General features: G+C 41.3%; 29 protein-coding genes and 2 pseudogenes. 26 read left to right on the forward strand and 5 right to left on the reverse strand.

The window, feature by feature from the left end; genetic code table 11:
- Positions 1-102: 102 nt before the first annotated feature.
- From HMPREF1154_RS00280 to HMPREF1154_RS00335, 12 genes are all read left to right on the forward strand, one after another.
- A complete protein-coding gene (locus HMPREF1154_RS00280) occupies positions 103-564 on the forward strand; it encodes a division/cell wall cluster transcriptional repressor MraZ (protein ID WP_009640626.1) in 462 nt (153 codons plus the stop codon).
- Positions 551-1,471 (forward strand): 16S rRNA (cytosine(1402)-N(4))-methyltransferase RsmH, encoded by a 921-nt coding sequence (gene rsmH, locus HMPREF1154_RS00285; RefSeq protein ID WP_009640540.1) that lies wholly within the window; start codon positions 551-553, stop codon positions 1,469-1,471. Before HMPREF1154_RS00280 ends, rsmH begins: the two co-directional genes overlap by 14 nt.
- A gap of 35 nt (positions 1,472-1,506) precedes the next feature.
- The gene (locus tag HMPREF1154_RS00290) at positions 1,507-1,836 is read left to right on the forward strand and encodes an FtsL-like putative cell division protein (protein ID WP_009640566.1); all 330 of its coding nucleotides are present in this window, start codon (positions 1,507-1,509) and stop codon (positions 1,834-1,836) included.
- A 4-nt stretch (positions 1,837-1,840) separates the two neighbouring features.
- Complete coding sequence (locus HMPREF1154_RS00295; protein ID WP_009640638.1) at positions 1,841-3,832, forward strand: penicillin-binding protein; 1,992 nt, start codon at positions 1,841-1,843, stop codon at positions 3,830-3,832.
- Positions 3,833-3,835: 3 nt separating this feature from the next.
- On the forward strand, positions 3,836-5,287 hold the full coding sequence (locus tag HMPREF1154_RS00300; protein ID WP_009640577.1) for a UDP-N-acetylmuramoyl-L-alanyl-D-glutamate--2,6-diaminopimelate ligase: 1,452 nt from the start codon (positions 3,836-3,838) through the stop codon (positions 5,285-5,287).
- 134 nt (positions 5,288-5,421) lie between these two features.
- The gene (locus HMPREF1154_RS00305) at positions 5,422-5,970 is read left to right on the forward strand and encodes an REP-associated tyrosine transposase (RefSeq protein ID WP_009640526.1); all 549 of its coding nucleotides are present in this window, start codon (positions 5,422-5,424) and stop codon (positions 5,968-5,970) included.
- Positions 5,971-6,185: 215 nt separating this feature from the next.
- Positions 6,186-7,415, forward strand: a complete 1,230-nt coding sequence (gene mraY / locus HMPREF1154_RS00310) for a phospho-N-acetylmuramoyl-pentapeptide-transferase (protein WP_009640548.1) — start codon at positions 6,186-6,188, stop codon at positions 7,413-7,415.
- A gap of 97 nt (positions 7,416-7,512) precedes the next feature.
- A complete protein-coding gene (locus HMPREF1154_RS00315) occupies positions 7,513-7,731 on the forward strand; it encodes a hypothetical protein (protein ID WP_009640608.1) in 219 nt (72 codons plus the stop codon).
- 160 nt (positions 7,732-7,891) lie between these two features.
- Complete coding sequence (gene murD, locus HMPREF1154_RS00320) at positions 7,892-9,229, forward strand: UDP-N-acetylmuramoyl-L-alanine--D-glutamate ligase (protein ID WP_009640550.1); 1,338 nt, start codon at positions 7,892-7,894, stop codon at positions 9,227-9,229.
- A gap of 11 nt (positions 9,230-9,240) precedes the next feature.
- Positions 9,241-10,383: an FtsW/RodA/SpoVE family cell cycle protein gene (locus tag HMPREF1154_RS00325; protein WP_009640539.1), complete on the forward strand. Its 1,143-nt coding sequence runs from the start codon at positions 9,241-9,243 to the stop codon at positions 10,381-10,383.
- 10 nt (positions 10,384-10,393) lie between these two features.
- The gene (locus HMPREF1154_RS00330) at positions 10,394-11,173 is read left to right on the forward strand and encodes a UDP-2,3-diacylglucosamine diphosphatase (protein WP_009640531.1); all 780 of its coding nucleotides are present in this window, start codon (positions 10,394-10,396) and stop codon (positions 11,171-11,173) included.
- 6 nt (positions 11,174-11,179) lie between these two features.
- Positions 11,180-11,725, forward strand: a complete 546-nt coding sequence (locus tag HMPREF1154_RS00335; protein WP_009640565.1) for a hypothetical protein — start codon at positions 11,180-11,182, stop codon at positions 11,723-11,725.
- On the opposite strand, the pseudogene HMPREF1154_RS00340 reads toward HMPREF1154_RS00335, so the two are convergent.
- Positions 11,704-12,012: pseudogene (locus HMPREF1154_RS00340) on the reverse strand (DUF488 family protein); the annotation flags it as partial. The gene HMPREF1154_RS00335 and the pseudogene HMPREF1154_RS00340 sit on opposite strands and share 22 nt — an antisense overlap.
- Here HMPREF1154_RS00340 and HMPREF1154_RS13630 point away from each other — a divergent pair.
- A pseudogene (locus tag HMPREF1154_RS13630) lies at positions 12,002-12,402 on the forward strand (DUF389 domain-containing protein); the annotation flags it as partial. The pseudogenes HMPREF1154_RS00340 and HMPREF1154_RS13630 overlap by 11 nt on opposite strands.
- Before the next feature lie 250 nt (positions 12,403-12,652).
- On the opposite strand, the gene HMPREF1154_RS00345 reads toward HMPREF1154_RS13630, so the two are convergent.
- Positions 12,653-13,504 (reverse strand): CPBP family intramembrane glutamic endopeptidase, encoded by an 852-nt coding sequence (locus HMPREF1154_RS00345; RefSeq protein ID WP_034566593.1) that lies wholly within the window; start codon positions 13,502-13,504, stop codon positions 12,653-12,655.
- A gap of 179 nt (positions 13,505-13,683) precedes the next feature.
- Complete coding sequence (locus HMPREF1154_RS00350; RefSeq protein ID WP_009640648.1) at positions 13,684-14,220, reverse strand: DUF488 domain-containing protein; 537 nt, start codon at positions 14,218-14,220, stop codon at positions 13,684-13,686.
- A 68-nt stretch (positions 14,221-14,288) separates the two neighbouring features.
- On the opposite strand from HMPREF1154_RS00350, the gene HMPREF1154_RS00355 reads away from it, so the two are divergent.
- A complete protein-coding gene (locus HMPREF1154_RS00355) occupies positions 14,289-15,620 on the forward strand; it encodes an MATE family efflux transporter (protein WP_009640535.1) in 1,332 nt (443 codons plus the stop codon).
- Here the strand turns inward: HMPREF1154_RS00355 and HMPREF1154_RS00360 are convergent.
- Entirely contained in the window at positions 15,610-16,431 is an 822-nt protein-coding gene (locus HMPREF1154_RS00360) for a KilA-N domain-containing protein (protein ID WP_009640607.1), read from the reverse strand. The two genes, HMPREF1154_RS00355 and HMPREF1154_RS00360, sit on opposite strands and share 11 nt — an antisense overlap.
- A gap of 290 nt (positions 16,432-16,721) precedes the next feature.
- On the opposite strand from HMPREF1154_RS00360, the gene HMPREF1154_RS00365 reads away from it, so the two are divergent.
- From HMPREF1154_RS00365 to HMPREF1154_RS00420, 12 genes are all read left to right on the forward strand, one after another.
- Entirely contained in the window at positions 16,722-17,726 is a 1,005-nt protein-coding gene (locus HMPREF1154_RS00365; protein WP_009640597.1) for an MBL fold metallo-hydrolase, read from the forward strand.
- A 59-nt stretch (positions 17,727-17,785) separates the two neighbouring features.
- On the forward strand, positions 17,786-18,958 hold the full coding sequence (locus HMPREF1154_RS00370; protein WP_009640575.1) for an alpha/beta hydrolase: 1,173 nt from the start codon (positions 17,786-17,788) through the stop codon (positions 18,956-18,958).
- 15 nt (positions 18,959-18,973) lie between these two features.
- On the forward strand, positions 18,974-19,438 hold the full coding sequence (locus HMPREF1154_RS00375; protein ID WP_009640515.1) for a DUF302 domain-containing protein: 465 nt from the start codon (positions 18,974-18,976) through the stop codon (positions 19,436-19,438).
- Positions 19,439-19,515: 77 nt separating this feature from the next.
- Positions 19,516-20,346, forward strand: a complete 831-nt coding sequence (locus tag HMPREF1154_RS00380) for a BRO-N domain-containing protein (protein ID WP_009640596.1) — start codon at positions 19,516-19,518, stop codon at positions 20,344-20,346.
- Between the two features lie 143 nt (positions 20,347-20,489).
- Positions 20,490-20,804: a hypothetical protein gene (locus tag HMPREF1154_RS00385; protein WP_009640616.1), complete on the forward strand. Its 315-nt coding sequence runs from the start codon at positions 20,490-20,492 to the stop codon at positions 20,802-20,804.
- A gap of 154 nt (positions 20,805-20,958) precedes the next feature.
- The gene (locus HMPREF1154_RS00390; RefSeq protein ID WP_009640604.1) at positions 20,959-21,396 is read left to right on the forward strand and encodes a MarR family winged helix-turn-helix transcriptional regulator; all 438 of its coding nucleotides are present in this window, start codon (positions 20,959-20,961) and stop codon (positions 21,394-21,396) included.
- A gap of 22 nt (positions 21,397-21,418) precedes the next feature.
- Complete coding sequence (locus HMPREF1154_RS00395; protein WP_009640519.1) at positions 21,419-21,841, forward strand: organic hydroperoxide resistance protein; 423 nt, start codon at positions 21,419-21,421, stop codon at positions 21,839-21,841.
- 13 nt (positions 21,842-21,854) lie between these two features.
- Complete coding sequence (locus HMPREF1154_RS00400; protein WP_009640584.1) at positions 21,855-22,448, forward strand: nitroreductase family protein; 594 nt, start codon at positions 21,855-21,857, stop codon at positions 22,446-22,448.
- A 111-nt stretch (positions 22,449-22,559) separates the two neighbouring features.
- Positions 22,560-22,832, forward strand: a complete 273-nt coding sequence (locus HMPREF1154_RS13635) for a hypothetical protein (protein WP_009640637.1) — start codon at positions 22,560-22,562, stop codon at positions 22,830-22,832.
- Positions 22,795-23,196, forward strand: a complete 402-nt coding sequence (locus HMPREF1154_RS13640; protein WP_034566548.1) for a hypothetical protein — start codon at positions 22,795-22,797, stop codon at positions 23,194-23,196. Before HMPREF1154_RS13635 ends, HMPREF1154_RS13640 begins: the two co-directional genes overlap by 38 nt.
- 135 nt (positions 23,197-23,331) lie before the next feature.
- Positions 23,332-23,577 carry a hypothetical protein gene (locus tag HMPREF1154_RS00415; protein ID WP_034566550.1) on the forward strand — a complete coding sequence of 82 codons (246 nt, stop codon included), beginning with the start codon at positions 23,332-23,334 and terminating at the stop codon, positions 23,575-23,577.
- A complete protein-coding gene (locus HMPREF1154_RS00420) occupies positions 23,574-24,296 on the forward strand; it encodes a hypothetical protein (protein ID WP_232211943.1) in 723 nt (240 codons plus the stop codon). The genes HMPREF1154_RS00415 and HMPREF1154_RS00420 overlap by 4 nt, the downstream gene beginning before the upstream one ends.
- Positions 24,297-24,364: 68 nt before the next feature.
- Here the strand turns inward: HMPREF1154_RS00420 and rlmN are convergent, their stop codons facing one another.
- Positions 24,365-25,396: a 23S rRNA (adenine(2503)-C(2))-methyltransferase RlmN gene (rlmN, locus tag HMPREF1154_RS00425; RefSeq protein WP_009640642.1), complete on the reverse strand. Its 1,032-nt coding sequence runs from the start codon at positions 25,394-25,396 to the stop codon at positions 24,365-24,367.
- Positions 25,397-25,406 lie beyond the last annotated feature (10 nt).

A 25,406-nucleotide genomic window follows, 5' to 3' on the forward strand; every position in this document is an offset into this window, starting at 1 on the left:
CCCTACTGACGATTCCCCTTGGATGTCTGTTAATAAAAAAGTGGGAGAAAGTGGGAGAAAGTGGGAAAAAGTTTGTATCTTTGGCCCGAATAATCAAAGGTGATGATACATTCTTCTGTAACATACGAATGCAAGGCGGACTCCAAGGGGCGAATTACAGTTCCTTCGGGGCTTAAAGTCGTGCTGGACAAAGAGTTACAGAACGGTTTTGTACTCAAGCCTTCGGTCTTCAACCGCTGTATAGAGCTCTATCCGCAGGGGGAATGGCAGGAGATTATGGAGAAAATGCGTGCGAAATTGAACCTTTTTTCCAAGCAACATTTGGACTATTTGCGAAAATTTACCGCAGGGGTTAAGGAAGTGGAGGTAGATGCGGCAGCACGATTTCTTATTCCAAAGTCCTTGGTGGAGTATGCCCAGATAGACAAGGAAGTGGTGCTGGTGCCCCTGATCAATTTTATAGAGATATGGGATAGAGAACTCTTTGAAGCACAGAATAATAGCATAGATGAAGAAGCCTTTATGCAGCTAACCGAAAAAATAATGGGCAATGATGGAGTATAGTTATCATGTACCCGTCTTGCTCAAGGAGAGTTTGGAAGGGTTGGCAATAAACCCCTCCGGGACGTATGTGGATACGACCTTCGGAGGGGGGGGGCACTCGCGGGCGATATTGGCAGCACTAGGCAGTCGAGGCCGTTTGTTGGCTTTTGACCAAGACCCTCAGGCGCAACAGAACGCCATAGATGATGAGCGGTTTACCCTTATCCCACAGAATTTCAGGCATATAAAACGCTTCTTGCGTTTCTATGGGGTAAAGCAAGTAGATGGTGTCTTGGCCGATTTTGGGGTATCCTCCTACCAGTTTGACACTGCCGAGCGTGGGTTCTCCACTCGGCTTGAGGGCGCTTTGGATATGAGAATGAACCCAGAGGCACCGCTTTCGGCCTATGAGGTAGTGAATACCTATGAAGAAGAAGCCCTTAGTACACTTTTTTTTCGTTATGGAGAACTTTCCCAAAGCCGACAGATAGCCCGCACCATCGTGCAACAGCGCAGCACAAAGCCTATAGCCACTACGGGGGAGCTTAAGCAAGTGGTACAGCGCTTTTTGCCTAAAGGCAAGGAAAATAAGGTCTTAGCCCAACTCTACCAAGCTATACGCATAGAAGTCAATGGTGAGCTGGTCGCACTGGAGGAACTGCTTTTGCAATTGCCAGAGATAGTAAGGCCAGGGGGGCGTATTGCCCTGATTAGCTATCATTCGCTTGAGGATAGGTTGGTAAAGCGTTTTATACGAGATGGGCAGTTTTCAGGGGAGCCACAGAAGGATTTCTATGGGAACCTGCTGACCCCTTTTCAGAAAGTAGGCAAGGCCATCGTGGCAACCCAAGAGGAGATAGCTCAGAATAACAGGGCGCGTAGTGCAGTACTGAGAGTAGCAGAGCGGAGGAGTGAGAGTGAAGAGTGAAAAATGAAAAGTGAAAAGTGAACAAATAGTGTGTCATGAAGAGATTAAAGGAGAGATTTGTAAAAGTATTCAAAGCGGAGTTTCTCGTAGGGAAGGATTCGCTGAGGAATTGGATAACGATACTGTTGGTGCTATTGTTAGGAATCATCATGATCTACAGTGGACACTTGATAGACCAAAAGATATACACTATAGCGAAATTGGAAACAGAGGTGAAGGAGTTACGCAGCGAGTTTGTAGATGTGCGTTCGCGCTTGCAACAGGTCAAACTAGAGTCCTCCATCCTAGGGGGACTGAAGGATACAGGCCTGAAGCAATCACCCACCCCGCCTAACAAAATAAAGGTAATAGTCAAAGATGAGTAAAGAAATGCCCAAAGATAGAATTGTCAACCTACGCACCATACTGGTGGCGATAGGTTTGTTTGTCTTTGCCTTAGCGATTTCTTACAAACTTATCAATCTGTATTTCAATGGGGAGAAGTACCAGGAGCTGATTGAACAGAATACGATTAAGGAGTTTGTGATTGAGCCTAATCGAGGAAACTTGTATTCCGATGATGGGAGTCTTTTGGCCACCTCAATCACACGTTATGATATACACTTTGATACACAGACCCCATCACAGAAGAACTTTAATGCAAATCTGCCTGCCTTGTGTGATTCATTGAGTAAGTTCTTTGGTCGTCCGGCGGCTCACTATAAAGAAGCACTAACCAATGCCCGCAAGCGTAAGAACAAATACTTTTTGATAGCTAAGGGAATAGGGTATGATGAATGTGCGCGTATTCGCAAGTTTCCTCTTTTTTCCCTAGGATCCTACAAAGGAGGTATCGTAGTGGAAGGCAAGAGTTCTAGAGAATACCCACTAGGAGCCATAGCACATCGTATTGTAGGGTATGAGCGTACCGATGGGCAAGGAAATGTGTTCAAAGTAGGGTTGGAAGGAGCCTTTAGCAAATACCTCTCAGGAGTGGAAGGACGACATCTTAAGCAAAAGATAGCCCAGGGACAATGGAAACCTATAGAAGATAGCAATGAGATAGACCCTAAGGATGGCTATGATGTAGTCTCCACCATTAATATCAATATACAAGATATAGCCCACCATGCACTACTCAAGCAGTTAGAGACCTATCAGGCTGACCATGGTTGTGCGGTGGTCATGGAGGTAGCTACAGGTGAGATAAAGGCCATTTCCAACCTTGGACGTACCAAAGACGGTACCTATGCAGAGCGGTTTAACTATGCCTTGGGAGAGACCTATGAGCCGGGGTCGGTATTTAAGACCGTATCGCTGGTGGTAGCACTAGAAGAGGCTAAGGTAGACACTACCTATATGGTAGATACCAAAAAAGGGATGATATCCTTCTATGGGCGACAGGTCTGGGATTCCAACCATAAGGGTTATGGGAAAATCAGCCTATCAAAGGCGATGCAAGTCTCATCTAATACGGGCATAGTACAAGCGATACACGATCTTTTTGGGAAGAATCCCAAGAAATTTGTAGATAAAATCAACAAGATGCACCTGAACCGCAAGTTGGGTATGGCTATTTCGGGAGAAGGAGAGCCTTTTGTACCCCAGCCTAACCAACGCGGATGGAGTGGGATAGCTCTTGAGTGGATGGCCTTTGGTTATGGCTTGGAGATGACCCCTTTGCAGGTATTGACCTTTTACAACGCCATAGCTAATAATGGAGTGATGCTCAAGCCTCGTATGATACGAGAGGTGAAGCAGTGGAACAAGTCCATACAGAAATTTGACCTTGAGATACTCAATAGTACTGTATGTTCCCAAGAGACCGCCACTAAGGTAAAAAAGGTGTTGGAGAATACGGTAAAATATGGGACAGGGAAAAGCCTCTATTCGCCCCATTTCTCTATGGCAGGGAAGACAGGTACTGCCCAAAAAGATTATAAGGATAAGTCTAAGCTGGGGTATATCTCCTCCTTTGCAGGCTTTTTTCCAGCAGATAACCCTAAGTACTCTTGTATAGTGGTAATACACAACCCTGATAAGAAGATAGGGTACTATGGAGCCGATGTGTCAGGGCCTGTATTTAAGAGTATAGCTCAGAAGATCTATACCAACTCTCTGCTAATAGACACAATAGAAGATATAGAGGCCTCAACAGCAGAGGTAAATAAAGACTATGGACGATATGATGAGATTATGAACAAATACAAAACCATCGTACCCAATGTAATAGGTATGGATGCTATGGATGCTATTGCTATTATGGAAAATTTAGGACTTACGGTGAAAGTAACCGGTAGTGCAGCCAAAGTATCAGCACAATCCATAGCAGGTGGTGAGTATATAGGAGGTAGAAAGACTATAAAATTGGATTTTAATTAGACCATGAAACTAAAAGAGCTATTAAAAGGCGTAAAAACGATACAGACCATAGGAGATGAGCAGGTAGAAGTTGCACATATCACTCAGGACTCACGAAAAATTATTGAAAATACGCTATTTTTTGCTGTAAAAGGAGCAAAAATAGATGGACATTCTTTTATAGAACAAGTAATAAGAGAAAAAGCGAGCGTTATTGTTTGTGAAAAGCTTCCTGAAACTTGTCCTGAGGGGGTAACCTTTGTGCAAGTAGCCGATACTACTATAGCCATGGGGCAGATAGCAGCCAATTACTATGGACGACCTTCGCAGAAGCTCCGATTGGTAGGTGTTACAGGTACCAATGGAAAGACAACGATAGCAACCCTTCTGTATCAGCTCTTTGCAAATTTGGGTTATAAGGTAGGGCTTGTCTCAACCATAGCCAATTATATTAACGGGCAGCGTATAGAAACACAAAATACTACCCCCGATGTGCTTACCCTTAACGAGTTGATCCAGCGAATGGTAATGGAGGGGGTAACTCACTGCTTTATGGAAGTGAGTTCGCATGGAGTGGCCATGCATAGGATAGAAGGGCTGCACTTTGCAGGAGGAATCTTTACCAACCTTACCCAAGACCATTTGGATTTTCATAAGACACTGGCCGACTATCGCGATACCAAGAAAAAGTTCTTTGACAGCTTAAGCAAAACCTCTTTTGCACTGACCAATATAGACGACAAAAACGGCAGCTATATGTTGCAGAACACCTCGGCACGTACCTATAGCTATTCGCTAAAGACAATGGCTGATTTCAGGGCTACTGTTCTTGAGAATACTTTCTCTGGTATGCTGCTGCGTATCAGTGACAAAGAAGTATGGGTATCACTCATAGGTAGGTTCAATGCGTATAACCTCTTGGCTATCTATGCCACAGCGATATGCTTGGGTGAGGATTCCGATAGGGTACTACTTGCCCTAAGCAAGCTCACAGCTGTAGCGGGGCGGTTCCAGTACTTTGTAGCGCCTGACAAGCGTACCCTTATCGTGGATTATGCCCACACCCCCGATGCTTTGGAAAATGTATTGGAAACGATTCGCAGTATCAAGCAGGGGAACCAACAGCTCATTACCGTTGTAGGCTGTGGAGGTAACCGAGACAAGGGCAAGCGCCCTATAATGGCACATATAGCCACTATGCTGAGCGACAAGGTAGTGCTGACCTCCGACAACCCTCGTGATGAAGACCCCGAAGCAATCCTCCGAGATATGGAAGCGGGGATCAAGGCCGCTAACCAAAGCAAGTATATGACCGTTACCGACCGCCGACAAGCCATCAGGGTAGCGTGCCACTTAGCCAAAGCAGGCGATATTATTCTTTTGGCAGGCAAAGGCCATGAAACCTATCAGGAAGTAAAGGGAGTGAAGAGCCATTTCGATGACCTAGAAGAGATGATTAATGCCATTAATGATTAATGATCAAAGCCAGCAATGATTAATGATTTAAGTTTCCGTCTGCTGGCGCGAGCTTGCAGCTCGTGCCTATAATTAGGAGAGCTTTTAGCTCTTACCATTAGTTAGGATAATTGGAAAGCAACAGAAAAACTACAATGAGTAGAAAATATAAATTTTATACTGAACGAGGGGCTTATTTTATTAGCTTTTCAGTTATAAATTGGATAGATGTTTTTACTAGAGAGTTATATCTTAATGAAATAATAAGTTCTTTAGATTATTGTAGGAAGAATAAAGAGATGGAAATATATGGCTATTGTATAATGCCTAGTCATATTCATTTGATTTTTAGAGCAAAGAATAATAATCCGTCAGATATTATTCGTGATTTTAAGACTTTTACCTCTAAGAAAATAGTGAGATTAATAGAGGAAAACCCTCAAGAGAGTAGGAAAGAATGGTTGTTGTGGATGTTTAGAAGGGCAGCTGCAAAAAGGTCAAATGTAAAAGATTATCAATTTTGGCAACAAGATAATCATCCTATAGAAATATGGTCTTTGTCAGTATTTGAGGAGAAACTAAACTATATACATCAAAATCCTGTAAAAAGTGGTTTTGTAGAAAATGCATGGGAATGGAAATATAGTAGTGCTAAGAACTATTGTGATGATATGAGTGCTGTTTTAGAAATAGATATAAATTAATGAGAGCTACAAGCTCTACAGATATTAGGCACGAGCTGCAAGCTCGCGCCAGCGAAAGGAGCTACAAGCTCTACAGATATTAGGCACGAGCTACAAGCTCGCGCCAGCGAAAGGAGCTACAAGCTCTACTGATAATAGGTACGAGCTACAAGCTCTCGCCAGCGAAATGAAAAAATCATTAACCATTGACCATTGACAATTAACAATTAGCTATTGTGTTATACTATTTATTTGATTACTTACATAGGGCTTATAATGTGCCTGGAGCGGGGATGTTTCAGTATATATCCTTTAGAGCGGGAGTGGCAGCGATCCTCTCGCTGCTGATTGCAACCATTACAGGGAAACGTATTATCAATATGCTCTATAGGCGACAAGTAGGAGAGTCGGTTCGGGATTTGGGACTAGCAGGGCAGAAGGAAAAGGCAGGGACTCCTACTATGGGTGGGATTATCATAATCTTGGCCTTGCTGGTGCCTGCTGTTCTTTTGACTAAACTGGACAATATATACATCATCTTGCTACTGGTTACTACCATATGGATGGGACTTATCGGTTTTATAGATGATTATATCAAGGTTTTTAGGAAGAACAAGGACGGACTAAAGGGGCGATTTAAGGTCATGGGGCAGTTGTCCTTAGGGATCATAGTGGGGGCTACCCTATATTTTCACCCTGAGGTTACCGTAAAAAATGAGAATGCCCAAGCCTCTCGGCAGGTTCGTGTAGAGCAAAGACGAGCACTTTCGGAAATGGCCGAGGTGAAATCAACCAAGACGACGATTCCTTTTATGAAGAATAACGAATTTGACTATGCCTCCCTGATTAAGTGGGTAGGAAAGGATTACAAGCACTGGGTATGGCTTATTTTTATTCCGATAGTTACCTTTATCATCACAGCGGTATCCAATGGGGCTAACCTCACCGATGGAATAGATGGGCTGGCGGCGGGAACCTCGGCAATCATCGTCTTTACTTTGGGGATATTTGCGTGGATTTCAGGGAATACTATCTTTTCGGAATACTTGAATATCATGTACATACCTCATGTAGGAGAGGTAACTATATTTATTGCCGCCTTGGTAGGAGCGCTCATCGGTTTTCTCTGGTATAATACCTATCCAGCACAGGTCTTTATGGGGGATACAGGTAGCCTTACCATAGGAGGAATCATAGCGGTATTGGCTATTATGGTTAGAAAGGAATTGCTTATACCAGTGCTCTGTGGGGTGTTTTTGATAGAAAACCTATCGGTAATCCTGCAAGTAGGGTATTTTAAATATACGAAGAAGAAATATGGAGAAGGACGTAGGATATTGCTTATGTCGCCCCTGCACCATCACTATCAGAAAAAGGGCTACCATGAGAGCAAGATTGTGATGCGGTTCTTGATTGTAGGGATTATTTTGGCGTTAGTGTCGTTTATCACGCTGAAGATAAGATAGTGGTTAGTTGTTAGTGGTTAGTTGTTAGGCAAGACTTCTATAAATCTATAACCCTTAGAACTCAAAACTTAAAATTCAAAACTCAAAACTTATAGAGATGAATGCAACAGCAGTTATTAGTGCGGAAATACAGGTGTCAGATATTCCAATTTTTGAAGCTTTATTCAAAAGAATGAAAGCAAAGAAAATTATTATAAAATCAAAAAAAGATGATACAGAGATGACACAAGAGGCTTTTTTTGATAAGATAGATAAAGCCAGTAAGCAGAAAGGGAAGCCAATAACAGCGAAGGAATTTGAAGCAAAATATTTGTAATTCTTCATGGGAAAAGAACTATATGTTTTGGAGGAGAAGCGTGTAGAATTGTTATCTGCTTATGGCATTATAATGATGATTAGTGGTTAGTTGTTAGGCAGGACTTCTATAAATCTATAACCCTTAGAACTCAAAATTAAAAACTCAAAACTAATAAGAGATGAAATTAGTCATATTAGGAGGAGGGGAGAGCGGTACAGGTGCCGCGATTCTCGGACAACAAAAAGGCTGGGAGGTATTTCTCTCCGATAAGGCGCCTCTGAAAGACAGTTACAAAAAAGAACTTACCGCAGCGGGAATACGCTGGGAAGAAGGCCAACATACAGAAAGCGAGATTCTCTCGGCCGACTGTATTATCAAAAGCCCTGGTATACCCCACAAGGTACCCATTATCCAGCAGGCGAAGGCAAAGGGGATAGAGATTATCTCAGAGATAGAGTTTGCCTCACGCTATACCAATGCAAAAATTATCGCTATTACGGGCAGCAATGGCAAGACCACTACCACGAGCTTGATTTATCACCTTCTGGAGCAGGCAGGCCTTTCGGTAGGAGTAGGGGGAAATATAGGCAACAGTTTTGCTTATATGGTTGCCAAGGAGCCAAAGGAATATTATGTGCTGGAAATCAGTAGCTTTCAGTTAGACGACATCACCTCTTTCCGCCCACACATAGCCTTGTTGCTGAACATCACTCCTGACCACTTGGATAGGTATAACTATGAATTTCAGAACTATATAGATGCGAAATTTCGTATCACAGCCTACCAAGAAGCCAATGACTATCTTATCTATGATGCAGATGATCCAGTGTTGCAGGAAGAGTTAGCCAAGAGAAGGGATATAAAAGCACAATTGTTGCCTTTCTCTTTAGAAAAAGCAAATACACAAGGGGCTTATTGCCTTGATGAAAAAAATATACATATAAACTTTAACCAAAACCTATTAGAAATGTCCACAAAAGATTTGACAATCAAAGGTAAGCATAACCTAAAGAACGCTATGGGCGCCACTATGGTTGCCAAAATGCTTAATATTCGCAACGAGAGTATCCGCAACAGCTTGATGACTTTCCAAGGAGTACCCCATCGTTTGGAGTTTGTTCGCGAGGTAGAAGGCGTGAAGTATATCAATGACTCTAAGGCGACCAATGTGAACTCTGTATATTACGCTTTGGACTCCATGGAGGATAACCTCGTGTGGATTGTAGGGGGACAGGACAAGGGGAATGACTACAACCCACTGATTCCTTATGTAAGTAAGAAAGTAAAGGCTATAGTATGCTTAGGGCTTGACAATCAAAAAATTATACAAACATTCCAAAGCATCATACCTACTATCATAGAGACCCACTCCATGGAAGACGCCGTACAAGTAGGGCGCGGTTTGGCACAAGAGGGAGACACCGTATTGCTCTCACCTGCCTGTGCGAGCTTTGACCTTTTCCAGAGCTATGAAGACAGAGGTAATCAGTTCAAGCATTATGTAAATATGCTCTAAACGAGGTAGTTATGGAACGATTTAGGCAGTATCTCAAGGGGGACATTTCCCTTTGGGGTGTGATACTATTCTTTGCCTTGCTCTCCTTTTTGCCTGTATATAGTTCAAGTAGTAACTTAGTGTATTTAGAGCGAACAGGGATAAGCACATGGGGTTACTTGCTACGTCATTTGGTACTGATGTCGGTAGGGGTGCTGATTATCTACCTGATACATATTTTCCCGTATCGTTATTTCAGACCTTTGGCGCGGTTAGGGCTTTTGGTAGCATGGGTACTGCTATTTTTTGCCTTGCTCAAAGGAAGTACCATAGAAGGAGCCAATGCGAGCCGCTGGATATACCTTTTTGGGGTGATTTCTTTCCAGCCATCGGCTTTTGCCATGATTATCTTGCTGATGTATGTAGCCTCCTACTTGGCCGAAATATATGGTCAGAAGGTGAGTTTTGTTGATAGCATACTCCCTTTATGGATTCCTGTAGGGATTACGGTGGGACTGGTAACGCTGCCGAACTTCTCCACAGGGGCTATTATGTACACTATGGTGCTTATGCTGCTATTCATAGGGCGTTACCCTATCAGGCATATCCTATTGAGCTTTTTCTTCACCATTCTGTTAGTAGGTCTTTTCTTTCTTTTTATCAAAGCTTTCCCCGATGCCTTTCCGCACCGTGCCGATACATGGAAAAGCCGTATAGAGACCTTCTTTAGCAAAGATAAGGAAGAGAACTACCAATCGGAGCGGGCGAAAATGGCCATAGTTTCGGGAGGTTTTTGGGGCAAAGGAGCAGGTAAGAGTGTGATGAAGAACCTACTTCCACAGGGTTCGTCGGACTTTATTTTTGCCATAGTAGTGGAGGAATATGGCCTATGGGGTGGGGTCAGTCTGATTCTGCTCTTTATCATCATGCTGGTACGCTTTGTGGTCATCTCGCTGAAGGCAACCTCTATTTTTGGGAAGCTCTTAGTGCTGGGTGTAGGTATACCGATTGTCTTTCAAGGATTTATCAATATGGGGGTTTCTGTGGGGCTACTGCCTGTAACAGGACAGAACCTGCCGTTCTTCACCACAGGGGGTACCTCTATCTGGATGACTTGTATAGCGCTGGGGATTGTGCTCTCGGTCAGCTCCAAAGGAGTGAAAAGTGAAGAGTGAAAAGTGAAAGATGAAAGAAATAATATTAGAGAAAGGAAAGAAGCTATATTTTGCTTCAGATAATCACTTAGGGGCACCGACTTATAAGGAAAGTCGGGAGCGTGAGGCGCGCTTTGTGCATTGGCTGGATACGATCAAGGCCGATGCGGGAGCGCTCTTTCTCTTGGGTGATCTTTTTGACTTCTGGTTTGAGTACAAAACGGTCGTACCTCGTGGTTTTGTACGTGTATTGGGCAAGTTGGCCGAGCTGCGTGACAGTGGCCTGCCTATCTTCTTTTTTGTGGGCAACCATGACTTGTGGATGGGGGATTACTTCGAGCAGGAATTGGATATTCCCGTCTATCATCGTCCACAAGTGTTTCTTTGCAAGGGCAAACGCTTTTTTATAGGTCACGGAGATGGTTTAGGGCCAGGGGATAAGGGATATAAGCGTATGAAGAAGGTCTTTACCAACCCTTTCTGTAAGTGGCTTTTCCGTTGGCTACACCCTGATATTGGGGTACGCTTGGCGCAATACCTTTCGGTGAAGAACAAGCTCATTTCTGGGGCGGAAGATGTACATTTCTTGGGGGAAGACAAGGAATGGTTGGTGCAGTACTGCCGACGCAAATTGGAGGGGCAACATTATGACTACTTTCTTTTTGGTCATCGTCACCTGCCTATGACCATAGACCTCGGTGGAGGAGCTACTTATATCAATACAGGCGACTGGATACACTACTATAGTTATGCGGTGTTTGACGGGGAGGTTTGCCAATTAGTTGTTAATGGCGAGTTGAAGAAAATCTAGAAATATATGTATCAAGAACTTTTAACCATAAAAGGAGATTCTTACTGTCTTGCTGAAGAAGATATTACTTGTATCAGTCACAACTGGGCATTGCCGACCTCCTATCTTGAATTTGTTCAAGAATTGGGTTTTGGTCGTCTTTTAGGGCTTTTCTTGACTTATATTCCGATGGGCAAGGACAATAATTATTGCGATAGCTTGGAAAGGCGAAATATCTATTGGAAGGAAGTTTTCCAGCAATATATACATGTGCCGTTGTCCATGCTTAAAAAGAAAGAGAACTTAGAGTTACTTATGAATGCGGAGCCTTTTATGTTTAGCGAAAATGGGGAAGTTGTCTTTTGGGATGTTAGATACCCTAAAGCGGGGGAATATCCGATCTATCTTGTACATTTTCCTGTGGGGATATATTTTGTTGGTTATCATTTTCGGGAGTTTATCACTCGCCTTACTTGCAAAGAGACTTACAAATCTATCTTGAAATTTCATGAAAGTCCCCTATTGCCTACTTTTGAACCTCTGACTGTTAATCAGATGACTTCTTCATCATAATACACTACTTTATCACCTATAATACGAGCAGGGGCGGTGTAGCTGTGGGGTTCTTCCTTGTCTATTGCCATGATATGCTCTACTTCCCAACCTTTGGCTTTTAGATAATCCGAGATCATGGATCTATGACAACGAAACCAGAGTGCTTCGGCACACATATAAGCAGTGTTTTCTTTCTCTGCAATAGCGATGAGTTGGGCTATGCCTTTTTCAAAATCATCAGTCTCCATATAATCGGCATAAGCACGGAAAGATTCATTATGCCAACGCGTATTCTTGGAGTCCTTTGGGCTGAATATCAATTCTACTGCTGTTATCATTGGGGCGATGCTTATTTCACCCTTGATGGGATCTATCGTAGGGGCAGGATTTGCATTGGCTACTTATGATTTCGACTTGTTGAAGAAAACAGGTAAGAGTTTGCTCATCGCTACAGTAGTGCATCTGATAGTATCGTTTATCTACTTTTATGTCGTCCGTTTAAAGATGTACAATCAGAGCCTTTGGCGCGCACTTTGCATGTCATTTCGATGTGCTTATTGCCTTTGTGGGTGGGCTGGTAGGAGATCCTTTACCATTTGAGGGAACCCTATCCCAGGGGGCAATTGCTACCGCTTTGTACAGCTGGATTTGGCTTGGCTACGGGTAATATTAGTTTCTTCTTAGGAGCTTTCTATTAGAGGGCAAGCTATCTTTAGACACATACTTTGCTATGCTAGCTCGCAGACTACACACAGATTACACGAATTGCTCAGCTAAAGCTGAGGGATTTTCACGGAATAGTAACAGAAAGATAATTGCACACAATGAATGTTGTTGCATACATCGAGTTGACGTTAAATTAGCAAATTGCGAGCCACACAGGCAGTTGTAGCACGATAGGCAATAATAATCCCTGCATAGTATATAAGTACCCAATAGAGAGTTTTATTTCTGCTGTTTCTCTTTGGCAATCCTGATTTTGCGTAACGATAAACCAACACCAAGATACAATAAACAAGGAATAATTCCTGAAACGGGAGAAATGAGTATATCTTTACCCGTTTCAATAAAAATATGCTTGTTGTACATCAAGCTGTAGGTGGTAGTATCCTCAATAGCGTGCATCCACACCCCAGGCCAGATAGAGCCCGTAAGGCGGAAAATCTCGGTATATATTACTGTCAATAAGGTGCAGCTCATTAATGCCAACACGCAAAAAGTTACTTTGTCATAAGGAAATAAAGCAAATAGGCGTTCGGGTTTTATGAAGTAAAAAAAGTAAGGCCAATGCCATGAACACCACACTACCCCCACAATGAGGTAGAGCCATATATCTTTCAGTTTCAAACTGAGCAAACGAGCTGTGAGATACCCACGCCATGACGATTCTTCAAAGAAATTTTTTACAAATTCCGCTAATACAAAAATACCAAAACCCGCAAAGTAGTTTGTCCAATGGATTTGCACTTTCAGCCACCCCAAAAGTTCTCCAATAAGCAGGGTAAGGACAATCACTATAGGATAAATAAGCGTAGCCACCCCGTACCACCGCAGGTTTCTATTGATAAATGGGCGCAGTCCTGCGTCGCGCCAACCATCACCCATAAAGGTGCGCAACACGAGCCAAGTCAATACTGGAGCAGCTATAAAAATACCCATTCCTTTAGTGCCATTGCTGGTATTGCTAAAATCGCCTGCTGTTTCTCCCGTAAGGGAATCTACCCATACGCCTACCCAGCCACAACTGAGGGCAACGAGAATAAAAATGCATACATTTATCTTCTTGTTCTTTGTCATAAGAGAGGAAGTTTTAAGAGAACAAAGATAAGGAAAATCCATCAAATATCCTTATCTTTGCCACAAAAAAGAACAATTACTTATGAACTTACAGACTATCATCACCTAAAGACAGACCCTCATGGTGCGAGATACTACATGACTATGAAGAGGATGATTGGTTGGGGGTAAATCAATTATTAGAGATCTAAAAGTGTTCCTTCATCATAATACACTACTTTATCACCTATAATACGGGCAGGGGCGGTGTAGCTGTGGGGTTCTTCCTTGTCTATAGCCATGATATGCTCTACTTCCCAACCTTTGGCTTTTAGATAATCCGAGATCATGGATCTATGACAACGCCACCAGAGCGCCTCAGCACACATATAAGCGGCGGTTTCTTTCTCTGCAATAGCGATGAGCTGGGCTATGCCTTTTTCAAAATCATCAGTCTCCATATAATCGGCATAAGCACGGAAAGATTCATTATGCCAACGCGTATTCTTGGAGTCCTTATGTACCTTACGCCTGCCTCCTAATAAGAGAAGATGGGTATAAGCGATGCCAACTTCAGGTAGGGCAACCTCTAAATTCTCTTTGTTGAATTGTGGATATTTGTTAGAACCAGGTAGTCCCCTGACATCTACTAAGTGCTGTATCTCAAAGGATTGCAACATCTTTATGAATTCCTCCAAGGTATGAGTGGAGTGCCCTATGGTGTATATTTTCTTCATAGGTACAAAGTTAAGGAAAATCCATCAATTATCCTTATCTTTGTCATGAGAAAAGAAGATAATAATAGATGAACAGACGTGAACTTTTAGAAAAAGCTCCTATTGCTACAGTGTTTTTGAAATATGCCCTACCAAGTATCATTACCATGTGTTTCTTTGGCTTACAGAACTTGGTTGATGGTTATGTGGTAGGCAATTACGTAAGTGAAAAAGCCTTGGGTGGGGTGAATATCATCACGCCACTTTTCAGTTTTGTAATGGTAGTTGCGATGATTGTGAGTATAGGTTGCCAGACCTTAGTAAGCCAAGGCTTAGGAGCTGGTGATACAGAAAAAGCACAAACGGCAATGAGCACAGGCTTTTGGGGCTTGCTCATCAATAGCCTTTTGGTGATGCTCGTACTACTGATAGGAATGAAGTGGTTTATCAGGCTTTTAGGGGCTGATGAGGCGCTTTTCCCGTATGCTTACAGCTATCTGCAAGGTATGGTATGGTTTATTCCTACTATATCTCTGTGTTTCTACTTTGATATGATGCTCAAGAGTCTTGGTAGGCCGATCACCTCTACTGTGATTATGAGCTTGGTAGTATTGCTCAATATAGTACTGAGTTTGCTGTTTGTACTGCAATTTGGTTGGGGAATCATGGGTACCAGTATTGCCACAGGTATAGCCTTCAGCATAGCTGCTCTTATCTCAGGGGCAATACTACTTAAAGGGCGACACTCAGTGAGTTTGCTCAAAGGGCGTTTCTCGTTCTCCTTGCTGTGGCGTGCCAGCTATAACGGTTCTTCAGAAGGAGCCTCGGAACTCTCTTCGGCACTTAGTATCCTTATTATCAACAATGTGATTATACGGCTTATAGGAGCTGAGGGCGTCTCGGCATTTACGGTGATGAACCTCACCAACTTCATAGGTGTACTGCTCTTTTTGGGAATTTCAGATGGGATGATTCCTGTGATGGGTTATCTATTTGGTGTACAACAATTCGGTAGGCTTAAGGCTTTCTTTCGCTTTATAGCCAAGACCAATTTTGTGATAGGTATCATCGTATTTGCTATTCTACAGTGCTTTGGTAAGCCTATTATTGGTTTGTTTGTAAAAGATTCGCATTCGCATGTAGCTGAAATCGCCTATCAAGGACTACATATATTCTCATATGCTTTTCTGATAAATGGATTTAATATCTTAGTTACCAGCTTTTTCACCTCTATAGGTAATGCCTTAGGCTCTATTGTGATTGCTGTTTTGCGAGGAGTGGTATTTATCGGTATTGGGATGCTTATCTTACCTGCTTTTTTGGGAGAACGAGGTATCTGGCTTACCCTTGTGCTTTCGGAAGTGCTTACTTTGGTAGTAAGTGTATTACTTAGCCGAAGGTCGGTAGTGTTTAACGAATGAGTTTTACTTGGTTAGCTATGAGTGTTTTCATTTGAGTGATAGCGGTTTTGTTAAGTTCTACTAAGCGTTCAGCTTGTGAGATACCTTGCCTAATAAGAAGGGCATTGATACTCTCTAAATTGCTCAATACTACCAACTGTTCTAAGGTAGCCTCATCACGGATATTACCTTCCTTATTAGGGTGTGCTTCCCGCCATTCTTTGGCAGTGATGCCGAATAGGGCAGTATTTAGTAAATCGGCTTCGTCTGCATAGATAAGTTGCATTTGCTTTTTGGTAACTTCTTTAGGAATAAGGTTTTCTTTGATCGCATCGGTATGGATATGATAATTGACCTTGGCGAGGGTGCGCTGCAAGTTCCATTCAAGCTTTAAATGACTATTTTCTTCTTCTTTAAGACGCTGGAATTCTTTGATGACATACAGTTTGAATTCTATTGAAATCCAAGAGGCAAATTCCATAGCAATATCCCTATGAGCAAAAGTTCCTCCATAACGTCCTGCCTTAGATACTATACCTATGGCATTAGTAGCTTCAATCCATCGTTTGGGGGTTAAGACAAAACTATTGAGTCCTGTTTGTCTTCTAAACCCCTCGAATTCGAGGGGGTTAAAATTAGGGTTATTGAGAATCTCCCAGAAACCTAGTAATTCAACTGTATTTCGGTTTCTTAGCCAATTCTGTATAACAGTATCGGTATGTTCAGTTTCTTTATATCGTGCAATATCTGTTAGTGATATATAATCATTTTTTCCATTTTCATAAAAGGTAATGGCTACGCCTTGTACATTGAGCTTTTTGCTTTTTGACATATTAGAAAAGTTTTTGAAAGTACAAAGTTAGGGAAAATCCATCAATTATCCTTATCTTTGCCACAAAAAAGAACATTATGAGTTTAGAAACGATCATTACCCATTACAGAAATTGCTTAGTCTTATTATCAAAAGGCGATTACTCTTTCTAAATTGCCTAATGAGCGTGCAACACTGCAAAAACAGATAGAACAATTAGTGAAATAGGGGGCGTTTTTGTCAATTAGATAATTGATAATTATTTTGTATCTTTGTGTCATCAATGAAATAAAGTAAAGCTAATTGATACTATGAATAGACGTAAATTCTTTCAAACCACTGCCCTTAGTGGGGGACTTTTAGCAGTTCCTTCACTGATGAGTTTTTTACCTGAAAAAACTACTAACAGCAATGTTGTAGTAACAGGATGTAGTCTTAAAATTACATTGGGAGATTTGGAGCTCTTTCTCCTATCTGATGGATATATGAACGTCACTCCTCCTCAATCTATCTTTGCCCCTCAAATACCTAAAAAGGACTTTGTAAACCAGATGCAAAAGCTCTATCTCAACCCTGAACTGATGCAGATGTCGGTGAATATATTGCTTATAAAATCGGCTAATAAGTATATTTTGATTGATGCTGGTAACGGGAAACATTCTGGAAAAACTACTATAGGAAGACTCCCTGAAAATCTTATAAAGATAGGTGTTTCTCCTTCTGATATTACTGATGTATTTATCACTCACGCTCATGGTGATCATATAGGGGGACTTACCACTCCCGATGGCAAACTTACTTTCCCTAATGCGCAATGTTATATTAATAAAAGGGAATACGACTTTTGGCTATCACCTAACCCCGATTTTTCTAAAACTAAATATAAGAGAACGCCCCAGCAGTTAGAACAATACTTAAACTATTCGCGCAATATTCTCAGAACTCTTGGTAATAATCTGCACTTCTTCAGTGCGGGTGATACTCTTTTTGGAATATTAAAAACCGAGTTAGCCGAAGGACATACGCCAGGGCACACGCTTGTAACTATCATCTCAGAGGGACGTTCGATAAAGCACTTAGCTGATACGGTTCACTCGCCTCTGCTTATTGCTAAACCCGATTGGGGTGTGTTGTGGGATACTGATTATCAGCAAGGAATTCACACACGTCTGCGCGTACTGGAAAACTGCTACAAAGAGCATACACTTATTTTTGCAGGGCATTTACCTTACCCTGGTTTGGGATATATAGGCAAAGAGAAAGATTACCAATGGGTGCCTTTTTCTTATGCTTCTCCTGAAGATATAAATATTTAATAAGCTAATTATTACTATCTTTGTGGCTTGAAAATACAACTTGCTCACTGTATTAGTCAATGAAAAAGAAAATGATTTATACCCTTATAGCCATAGTATTGTTCTTGCTTGGGAGAGGGGCTTACTATATATTTCACCCAACGCTTTTTGCAAAGCCTATGGGCAAGTATGCTATTGGTACGGTGAGCTATTGGGTAACTGACCCCGATAGGGAAGAGATTTTTATCACAGATAAACACCAAGCCAGACAAATCCCTATACAAGTGTGGTACCCCGCTGAAAAAACCTCTCAGAGTGATTACGCCCCTTATATCCCTGAAGCTACAAAGGTGAGCGAGGCTATTTCAGAACTTTTGCATATTCCGAAGGCTTTGCTTTATTCGTTGCAATTCAAACGTTCAAATGCCTTAGAAAAAGCTCCTGTAAATAAGAAAAAATCTCAATATCCTGTTCTCTTGTATCTTACAGGACTTTACGGTCACCGATGTATAAGTACTTTTCAGATACAAGAGTTAGTCTCTCAAGGGTATATAGTGGTAGGTATTGATTGTCCTATGGCGGTAGCTTTGGCAACGTTCTCTGATGGCGGCACACTCCAAAGCCAACCACGAAGTGTAATTGATCCCATGCTCAATGAGAGCTTAACGGAAGAAAATCCTCTTTTGAGTTATAATGGAAAAACCTTTGAAGGGGGACTTATAGCCTACTTTGCCAAAGATGTATCGTGCGTAATAGATTTCCTCACCACACTCCATACAGACGACTCCCATCACCTTCTTGCCTCTAAGCTCGATATGGATAGGCTGGGAGCTTTTGGGGTTTCTCTCGGGGGCGTTATCGTATCGGAAGCCTCGTGGAAGGATAGACGTATTAAGGCAAGCTTGATTATGGAATCACCTATTCCTAAGAAGATAGCACAAACAGGTTTGCCTATTCCGACCATGGTTATTACCCGCCCAGCAGAAGCTATGCGTACTGAACGCAAGAAATCGGGAGGATGGACAGAGAAAGACATAGAGCAGCATCTCAGTACAATGAGGGCTTTGTTTGAGAATACAGTAGAGAGTGAATTTGTACAACTTCCTGATATGTTCCATGTGGATTTTACCGATGTACCTTTGTGGATTCCTTTTGCTCAGCAATTAGGATTGAGTGGTAGCACCCCTATTGAGGAAACACATGATAGGCTGAATAGCCTCACCCTTAAATTTTTTGAAGAATACTTGCAATAATTATTAGCACATTATATGAAACTTCTTTTTACTTTTTTATTATTCCCGCTCTTAGCGGCAGCACAACCGAAGATCAGTTGTAAGGAGGTAATAAAACCTTATGAAGACTTCCAAAGTCCATTGGCTTTTGAAGAGACCGTCGCGGCACTTCGAAAAACACTGAACAGCAAAGGTATTACCATTTTTGCAACTATCGAACACCACAAGGCGGCGGAGGCAGTAGGCGAAAGTATGTCGCCTGCTACGGTGCTTATAGTAGGCAATCCCAAAGTAGGAACCGCCCTGATGCAGGAAAATCCCCTCTTGGCCATTGAACTCCCTTTGAAAATCCTCATCTACGAGGAGGGGAAAACGGTAAACATACGTTACGAGAAAGTCGCCGCCATCGCTGAAAAATACCATATCAAGCAAAACTTCAGCACAGCGGAAAGGATAGATGCTGCCATGCAACAGCTGATAAAATTGTCAATTGGGGAATAGGAAATAAATACATAAGCCTCAATTCTCAATTATTTTGTATTTTTGTAGTTCTAAAGGATATAAAAAATTCCTCTGAAATGAAAAAAGAAGCTATCAAATTATTTGAAGAACGCAAGGTGCGCACTATTTGGGACGACACCCATGAGAAATGGTATTTCTCTATTGTAGATGTAGTGGCTATATTAACTGATAGTCCTAACCCTCAGACCTATTGGCGTGTATTAAAAAAACGACTAAAAGAAGAGGGAAATGAAAGCGTTACAAATTGTAACGCTTTGAAGTTAAAAGCTGCGGATGGTAAAATGCGTCTTACGGATGTTGCTGATACAGAGCAACTTTTTCGCCTGATACAGTCTATACCTTCTCCTAAGGCAGAGCCTTTCAAACAGTGGATGGCAGAAGTTGCTAGTACTCGTATTGATCAATTGCAAGATCCTGAACTCTCTATAGAACAAGCCATAGCTGATTATCGTCGCTTGGGCTATTCGGAAGCGTGGATAAACCAACGTATCAAATCTATTGAGGTACGGAAAGAACTTACTGATGAATGGAAGCGTACAGGAGTAAAAGAAGGGGTAGAATATGCTACTCTTACTGACATCATTACCCAGCAGTGGAGTGGTTTTACCACTAAAGAATATAAGCAGTATAAAGGTCTTAAAAAAGAAAACTTACGTGATAATATGACTAACTTGGAAATGGCTTTTAATATATTAGCTGAAGCCTCAACTACTGAGCTTTCCAAACAACGCGACCCTCAAGGGATGGAGGAACAGAAAAAAGTAGCTAAAGAAGGGGGGAGTGTAGCCAAAGTAGCGCGCAAGCAGTTAGAAGCTCAATTGGGACGTAGTATCATATCTCCTACAAAGGCTAAAGACTACCTTAAAATTGAGGAATCAACAAATTAACTTGTAGTACGACAAGCTATAAAATCCAGTAGTGCGAGTTGTGCAGCAGGAGAAAAAATATAATTTTGCTTACGTCGAACTTACATCAATTAACAAATTATCCTTATATTTGCCACAGAATTTTATGGTACTAATACAAACAAATGAATGCAGAATTATACTTAAAAAAAGCTGTTCTACAATTGGCTAAAGGATTGGAGGAAAAGAGTATAGAAAGCCTGAATAAAGTGCTTGAAACAGGGGGAGATGATCAAATAAGCCTTATCAAAGCACATCTTATATTTGCTGAATACTATATAATGAAAGGTGATTTTCCTCAGGCAGAGGAACATCTATCTTATATTAATAACATTTATGAAGAGAGTGATGAAGAATTTGACGACTTACTAAATGATGAGTTTTTTGAAGCTGATATGCTTCTGGATATCATAGAACGTTTCCGTTTTCTTAGGAAATAATTAGCTCATTTGTTAATTATAAAACTTCCCGTATGGTACATGTGCCATATGGGAAGTTTTATCAATGATAAAATTATATTGTGCAAAATTTATTTGTAAAAAATTTTATTGTTTAAAATATTTGTTATATCTTTGCTCCCGAAATCAAGAAGTCATGACAGAAGAAGTCTTACAGTTAAGTGCTCAGGTATGTTTTCCGCTATATGCGGCTTCGCGTAAGATTACACAGCAATACACGAAGTATCTTACACCTTTAGACCTTACCTATCCACAGTATTTGGTACTTTTGGTTCTCTGGGAAGAAGGTACTCTTATGGTAAATGCGATAGGGGAGCGGCTGTATCTGGATAGTGGCACTCTTACACCACTACTCAAACGAATGGAAACTAAAGAGTTGCTCACTCGTATTCGTTGTAAGGAGGACGAACGTGTCATGTGGATAACACTTACTGAAAAAGGAAAACAGTTAGAAGAAAAAGCAAAAGAGATTCCTTTGCAATTGAAAGAGACAATCCCACTAAGCACCCAAGAATTTGAGACTCTTAAGACACTGACGTATAAAATCCTTAATCAAGAACAAATAACAAAGTAAAAATAAATTAAAAAGAAGTATTATGACAGCATTATACACAGCAGTGGCTACCGCTACAGGTGCCCCTAATAGAAAAGTAACTTCCGACAATGGCGTATTAAGCCTTGAATTACGTTCTCCTAAAGCCTTAGGAGGCGCTAATGACGATTATACGAACCCTGAGCAGATTTTTGCTGCGGGCTATGCGGCTTGTTTTGACACCGCACTGAACTTAGTTATCAAGCAAACGAAAGCAACTACAGGGGTGACCTCTGTAACATCTCATGTTTCTATAGGAAAGTTAGATAACGGCGGTTTTATTTTTGCAGTAACCTTGCAGGTAAATATACCTAATGTATCGATAGAACAAGCCAAGGCGCTTGTAACCAAAGCAGACCAAGTGTGCCCATACTCTAATTCTACTCGTGGGAATATAGAAGTAACCTTTGAAGTAAGTAATAATTAATGATTTATTTGATATGAGTTTTTTAGAAATAGCACAGAAGAGATATGCTACCAAAGCGTATCGCAATGAGAAGATAAGTGAGGCTAAAATCAAGGAATTAGCAGAGATACTCCGCCTAGCACCTTCGTCAGTTAATAGTCAGCCTTGGAAATTTGTTATCATAGGTGATGAGGCTCTCAAAGCCGACTTGGCAGCCCATTCGTTCTTCAATGAACAGAAGATAAAAGAAGCCAGCCACTTGGTGGTACTTTTTGCCTATGATGATATTGCTGCTTTTGAAACCTATTTTAAGGCAAATCAGCCACAACCTGTGGTTGATTATTATCAAAGTCTAAAAGCAGGTGGTGAAGAACGCGCTAAAGTTTGGTTTCAAAAACAAGTGTATCTGGCAACTGGCTTTCTGTTAGCAGCTTGTGGTGCAGAAGGGATTGATGCGACTCCTATGGAAGGTTTTGACCCTGCTTACTACGATCAAAAGTTGCAGGTAAAAGGCTTTAGACCTGTGCTCGTGGTAGCTATAGGCTACCACAGTGAAGCCGACGGCAATCACCCAAGTAAGACCCCTAAAAAGAGACTTCCGCTTGAAGAAGTGGTAGAAATTCGCTAATTGTAGTACGACAAGCAATAAAAACGCCCCTGTGGTGAATAACTACATGGGGCGTTTTTGTTGTTATTGAGAAATTATCCTTATCTTTGTGGGGAAGAAAAAAGGAATGTTATGTTGAAGCAATTGACCTTTATCGTGGCTTTGTTGTTTGCCTTATGGGGGCAAGCACAGACGGAAACAACCCTTCGCCATATAGATATACTTGCCTATAATATTGAGGGAGATCTCTATTTTTATTGGCAAAAAGGGAAAGATAAATTCTTAGAGTTGGAGCTTGGTTATAAGGAAGATGAAAAGGCTGATTATAAGCAAGATCTCTATGACTTTAAGATAGTTCATTATAATGATGAGAATTGGGAGACGCAGCATCTATCCCCATCCTGAGCTGATACGAGTACAACGAGGCAATAAGTATGGGCTTTTTGGCTATAGCTACCAAGAGAAGTTGGATGGAGACGATTATACAGAGATAGAGTTAGAAGGAAGTCCTTTTTATAAGCGCATGTTGCGTATATATCCTGATGTATATCTGTTAGGAGAAGAGCTACTTCCTGTTGTCTATGATAATATAGAGCAACAGAAGGACGGGCTTATCTACTTTTACAAAGATCATAAGATAGGTACCTACCCCCAACAGAAAAAGGCAGTATATGAAACAATTACTCCCCAGACACATTCGTTCTATAAGATCATCAAAAACGGTAGAGCGGGGTATTTGGATATAAGGACAATGAGGGAGTATTACTAATTAAAGTTTTTTAGTTCTGATAAATTTTTCGTACCTTTGTCCCATAACATATTAAAGAGTGGGCTTTGTGTTTGTGTTTTTTCTACATTAAATCAAACTCTTGCAAAGTCTGTAAAACTTAAATTAAATAGTTAGATGATGGATATTTTACAAAATATAGAAGAAGAAATTCCTACTGAAGAGTTAAACAGAATTTTTATAGAAGCTACCGAGAGAGCTCGCCGTGAAAATAGAGCTTTGGGGCTTAGTAATATCAGTGTAAAAGAAGGAGAGCTTGTAGAAGAAAAACCAGATGGAACGATTGTTTATTTGGGTAAAAAAGCCCAATATGGAAATCTTATAAAAGTGAAGAAAGGAGTTTATACGATAGATGAAAAATGAAAAGATTTCGCATGTTTGCAGGTCCTAACGGATCGGGAAAGTCTACTCTTATAGAGGATGTAAAGAAATACTATAATGTGGGGTATTTTATAAATGCTGATGTTATAGAATTAGTACTAAAAACTAAGGGGTTTATCCATTGTGATGACTATTTGCCTACTGAAATTAGTCAAAATAACTGGAATGATTTTTTGCAGTATGCTGAAAACAAGAGGATTGACCAGAATAAGCTACAACAAATACATATTGTTGACAATATTTTGGTCTGCACAGGAACTATAGATAGCTATATAGCGGCTTCAGTGGCTAATTTCTTTAGAGAGATGCTGCTAAAACAGCAAAGTACTTTTTCTTTTGAAACAGTAATGTCTCACCCTTCTAAAGTAGATTTTTTAAAGAAGGCTAAAAATAATGGTTTTAAAACCTATTTCTACTTTATCACTACACAAGACCCTACTATTAACATAAAACGCATAGGATTCAGAGTTAGCAAAGGCGGGCATAATGTTTCAGAAGAAAAGATAATAGAGAGATACTACAGAACTATGAATCTACTTTATGATGCTTTTGTGATAGCAGATACAGCCTTTATATTTGATAATTCTTCTGAAGATGACCGTTCATTGTTAATTGAAAAAAAGGAAAACAAACTCTACTTTCTACAAGAAAATGTTCCTGAATGGGTAAAAATTTATCTTTTGGATAAAATCAACTATTGATATAAGTACTGAAAACCTCTTTGTGTAGTACCTCACAGAGAGGTTTCTCAATTGATAGTTAGTATATTTTACTGTTTGTTAGCGAGTTGTCCGCAGGCGGCATCAATATCCTTACCGCGGGAGTAGCGGATAGTGGTGGTGATACCTGCTTCTTCTAGTTTTCGCTTGTAGAGCAGGAGGGCTTTTTCGTCGGCTTGCTCAAAGAGGCCATCGTCAATGGGGTTGTACTCAATGAGATTGACCTTGCAGGGCGCAAAACGACAGAAAGCGACTAAGGCATCGACGTCCTTGGGTGCATCATTGATACCTTTCCACACTACATACTCATAGGTGATACGACTTTTGGTCTGTTGATACCAATATTGTAAGGCTTGGCGTAGTTCGGCAAGGGGGAAATTGACTGTCCAAGGCATGATCTTGTTGCGTGTCTCCTCAATGGCGGAGTGTAGGGATACGGCAAGCTTGAACTTGACCTTATCGTCGGCCATTTTGCGGATGAGCTTGGAGACCCCTGAAGTAGATACAGTGATACGCTTGGGGGAGAAGCCAAGACCTTCCTTTTCAGAGGTGATACGCTCAATGGCTTTTATCACATTGGGGTAGTTCATCAGGGGTTCGCCCATACCCATAAAGACGATATTGCGCAAGGGACGACCATAGTAGAGTCGGCTCTGTTGGTCAATGGTAAGCACTTGGTCAAAGATCTCATCGGGGGAGAGGTTGCGCATACGCTTGAGGCGGGCGGTGGCACAGAAGGAGCAGTTGAGACTGCACCCTACTTGGCTAGATACACAGGCGGTGATACGGGTATCGGTAGGTATAAGCACAGATTCCACATAAAGCCCATCGTGCAGGCGCACAGCATTCTTGATAGTACCGTCCTCGCTACGCTGCATGGTATCTACCTTGATATGATTGATCACAAAATGCTCTGCCAGTAGCTGGCGGGTCTCCTTGGAGAGGTTGGTCATCTGGTCAAAAGAATGGGCACCCTTTGTCCAGAGCCATTCATATACTTGATTGGCACGGAAAGCCTTTTCCCCGTGGGAGAGGAAAAAATCTTGGAGTTCTTCTTTTTTTAAAGCACGAATATCAGTCATTTTCAAAGTA

Origin of the sequence: Capnocytophaga sp. CM59, assembly GCF_000293175.1 — a bacterium.
Classification (GTDB): Bacteria; Bacteroidota; Bacteroidia; order Flavobacteriales; family Flavobacteriaceae; genus Capnocytophaga; species Capnocytophaga granulosa.